Annotated in this window: 2 protein-coding genes and 2 pseudogenes; 3 read left to right on the top strand and 1 reads right to left on the bottom strand. The window is 64.2% G+C overall.

All coding sequences use genetic code 11. The features are described from left to right. Both EN879_RS30905 and EN879_RS30900 read left to right on the top strand, forming a co-directional pair. Positions 1–210 (top strand): annotated as a pseudogene (locus tag EN879_RS30905) (hypothetical protein); the annotation flags it as partial. A 33-nt stretch (positions 211–243) separates the two neighbouring features. Then, positions 244–1,032 carry a DUF2182 domain-containing protein gene (locus EN879_RS30900; protein ID WP_013528739.1) on the top strand — a complete coding sequence of 263 codons (789 nt, stop codon included), beginning with the start codon at positions 244–246 and terminating at the stop codon, positions 1,030–1,032. 45 nt (positions 1,033–1,077) lie between these two features. Here the strand turns inward: EN879_RS30900 and holA are convergent, their stop codons facing one another. Next, entirely contained in the window at positions 1,078–2,121 is a 1,044-nt protein-coding gene (holA, locus tag EN879_RS30895) for a DNA polymerase III subunit delta (protein WP_013528740.1), read from the bottom strand. 410 nt (positions 2,122–2,531) lie between these two features. Between holA and EN879_RS30890 the strand changes: the two are divergent. Next, positions 2,532–2,821: pseudogene (locus EN879_RS30890) on the top strand (3-methyl-2-oxobutanoate dehydrogenase (2-methylpropanoyl-transferring) subunit alpha); the annotation flags it as partial.

Raw genomic sequence — 2,821 nt, 5'->3', positions numbered from 1 at the left:
GCGGGCGTCATGCAGAGGGCGGTCGAGCCGCTGCCGACAATGCGCGAGGACGGGCAGATGTGGGCGGCCACAGGCCATCCTGTCAATCCCGATTGGCTCGCCCTGGCGATGGGGGCGGAAGGCAGTACATTCAGCGATCATGGCATGAGCTGGGACAATTCCCGCCGAAACGGACATTACGCCCCGATCAATTGGTCTGGGCAGCAGTAGCCGTAGGCAGCGTAGCACGGAACGACCTCGTCCATGGCCCCGACGTTGCAGCGATACATCATTCTCGCGCTGCTGATCGCTATCGCTGCGGCGGCGTGGACCCTGCTTGTCTGGCAGCAGATGGGCATGGACGCGGACATGCGCATGGAAATGTACGCACTCACCATGGGTATGAAGGCGCCGCTGTTTCTTGCCATCTGGATGATCATGATGATTGCCATGATGTTTCCGACGGCCGCGCCCATGATCCTGACGTTTCACCAGGTCCAGGCCGGCAAACAGAGCCGGGGCGAGACCTTTGTCTCGAGCTGGGTGTTCGTGGCCGGGTATATGCTGGTTTGGGGCGTGATGGGCGTTATCGCCTTTGCCGGTGCGGCGGGTGCGGAGATGCTTGCCGGGCATGTGGGTTTGTCCGCTGCGACGGCCGCGCGTATCGGCGGCGCGCTGCTGATGATTGGGGGCGCCTATCAACTCTCCCCACTGAAAGATCTGTGTCTGGCCAAATGCCGCACGCCGATTGGCTTCATCCTGACCTCATGGCGCGATGGTTATTGGGGTGCGGTTCGCATGGGCCTGGAGCATGGACTTTTTTGCCTGGGCTGCTGCTGGCTTTTGTTTCTCGCCCTCTTTCCTCTCGGGATCATGAACGTCGCCGCAATGGCCGTGGTCACCTTGCTGATCTTTGCGGAAAAGACCCTCCCGTCCGGAGGTGGGATCGCAAAGGTGTCGGGTATCGCTCTGCTTCTTTACGGCGCGGCGGTGCTGGTCTTTCCACAGGCGCTGCCAACCTTCCAGCAGGTGGGCGCCATGACAATGAATTGACCGATGGAGGCAGCGCTCGGCGCCGAGAAGAGGAGGATCGCTCTCCTACCGCTGCGCCAACCTGCTGCTCTCCACCGCAATGCCAAGCAGCGCCTGTCTTGCCAGCGCGACGGAAAGATCCGGCCGCCGCCTGGTCTGCAGCACCGCCGTCTGCAGCCGAGTCAACGCGCGGCCGAGCGCTTCGGTGCTCCAGCGTTCCAGCGCTTTCTCCACCAGCTTGCGCCTGGAGAAAAACACCGGCGGGCGGGCGGCGGCAACGACCGAGGCGGCGTTGCGGTTGCCGGACTCCATCTGGCCGCGCATGATCTGGATCTGCTGCAACTGCCGCATTGCCGAGGACAGCACCAGGAAGGGCTGGCCGCCGGACTGGCAATGGCGGGTGAAGGCGGTGTCGAAGTCGCCGATCTTGCCTTCGAGAAGCGCGTCGACCGCGTCGTCGAAAGACGCGCCGGAGACATCACCTGACATCGCTTTGACCTCCTCCAGGCCGATCTCGGTCTGGCCATGGGCGTAGAGCACAAGCTTCTCGATCTCACCGCGCGAGGCCAGCCGGTCGCCGCCGAGATTGCGGCGCAGCGCCTGTCTCGCTTCCATGGTCATCGACATGCCGGCCCTGCCCAGTTCGCCGTCGATGACGGTGTCGATGTCGCGGGCTTCATCGGCATAGCAAGGCAGGGCCATGGCGTTGTCGGCCGCCTCGACGATGGCGCGCAGGCCGACACCTTTCTTGAGGTCGCCGGCCTCGATGAGAATGATCGCATCGCGCGCGGGCTCGGCCGTCAGCGCCTTGACGTCGTCGGCCAATGCCTTCTGGCCGCTGGCATTGCGCACCCACAGCAGGCGCCGGTCGGAAAACATCGGCACGGTGCGGGCCTCGTCGAGCAGCCGGCCCTCGTCTCGGTCGACCTCCGACCCCTCCAGCCTGACCACCGAGAAGGGATCGTCGAGCGGCAGGCCGGTCTTGCCGGCAAAGGCCTTTGCTCGCTCGGAGACGAGGCCGCGATCGGGGCCGTAAAGCAGGACGATGGAGATCCGCTGGTCCGGCTTCGCGAGCCAGCCATCGACCTCATATGCTTTCTTCTGTGCCATGGCGGGTTGGTTAGCATGATGTGGGGGCGGCATCCAGCTTGGGCGAACGGTCGACCCCCACTCCGTCGAGCTTCGCTCGACACCTCTCCCCCGATCGACGGGGGAGAGGAAGGGCGCGAGTTGGCCAGCCTTGGCTCCCTTCCTCTCCCCCGATCGACGGGGGAGAGGAAAGGCGCGAGTTCGTCGACCAATCACCTTATCTGCCGGCAAACCTCGCCCAACCTTCCCTCTAATTGCGCGCCACCGCCCAACATCGACAAGAAATTTCGCGGACATATCTTCATCTTGGGTGCGGGAGGCTGGATCGGCCGGCGTGGCCGGGACCGACGTCCGCAGGCTACCCGACGAATTCGCACTGGCGGCGCAGATATGCAAATATCTGTTCCGGGCAACATTGGAGGACAAAGGTCATGGCCGATGCTGGGATGTTGCGTTTCCACGTTCCGGAGCCGGAAGTGCGGCCGGGCGGAACGCCTGACTTTTCCAATGTGCCGATCCCCAAGGCCGGCTCTGTGCCGCGCCCGGAGATCGATGTCGATCCGCGCACCATCCGCGATCATGCCTTCTCGATCATCCGCGTGCTGAACCGCACTGGCGAGGCCGTCGGCCCGTGGGCCAGCCTGCTGTCCAGCGACGAACTTCTCACCGGCCTGCGCCACATGATGACGCTGCGGACCTTCGATGCGCGCATGCAGATGGC

This window comes from Mesorhizobium sp. M7A.F.Ca.AU.002.02.1.1 (genome assembly GCF_003998535.1).
In the GTDB taxonomy this organism is placed as follows: domain Bacteria; phylum Pseudomonadota; class Alphaproteobacteria; order Rhizobiales; family Rhizobiaceae; genus Mesorhizobium; species Mesorhizobium ciceri.
The sequence above is the reverse complement of the archived record's forward strand: the minus strand, read 5'-3'. Positions and strand labels throughout refer to the sequence as shown.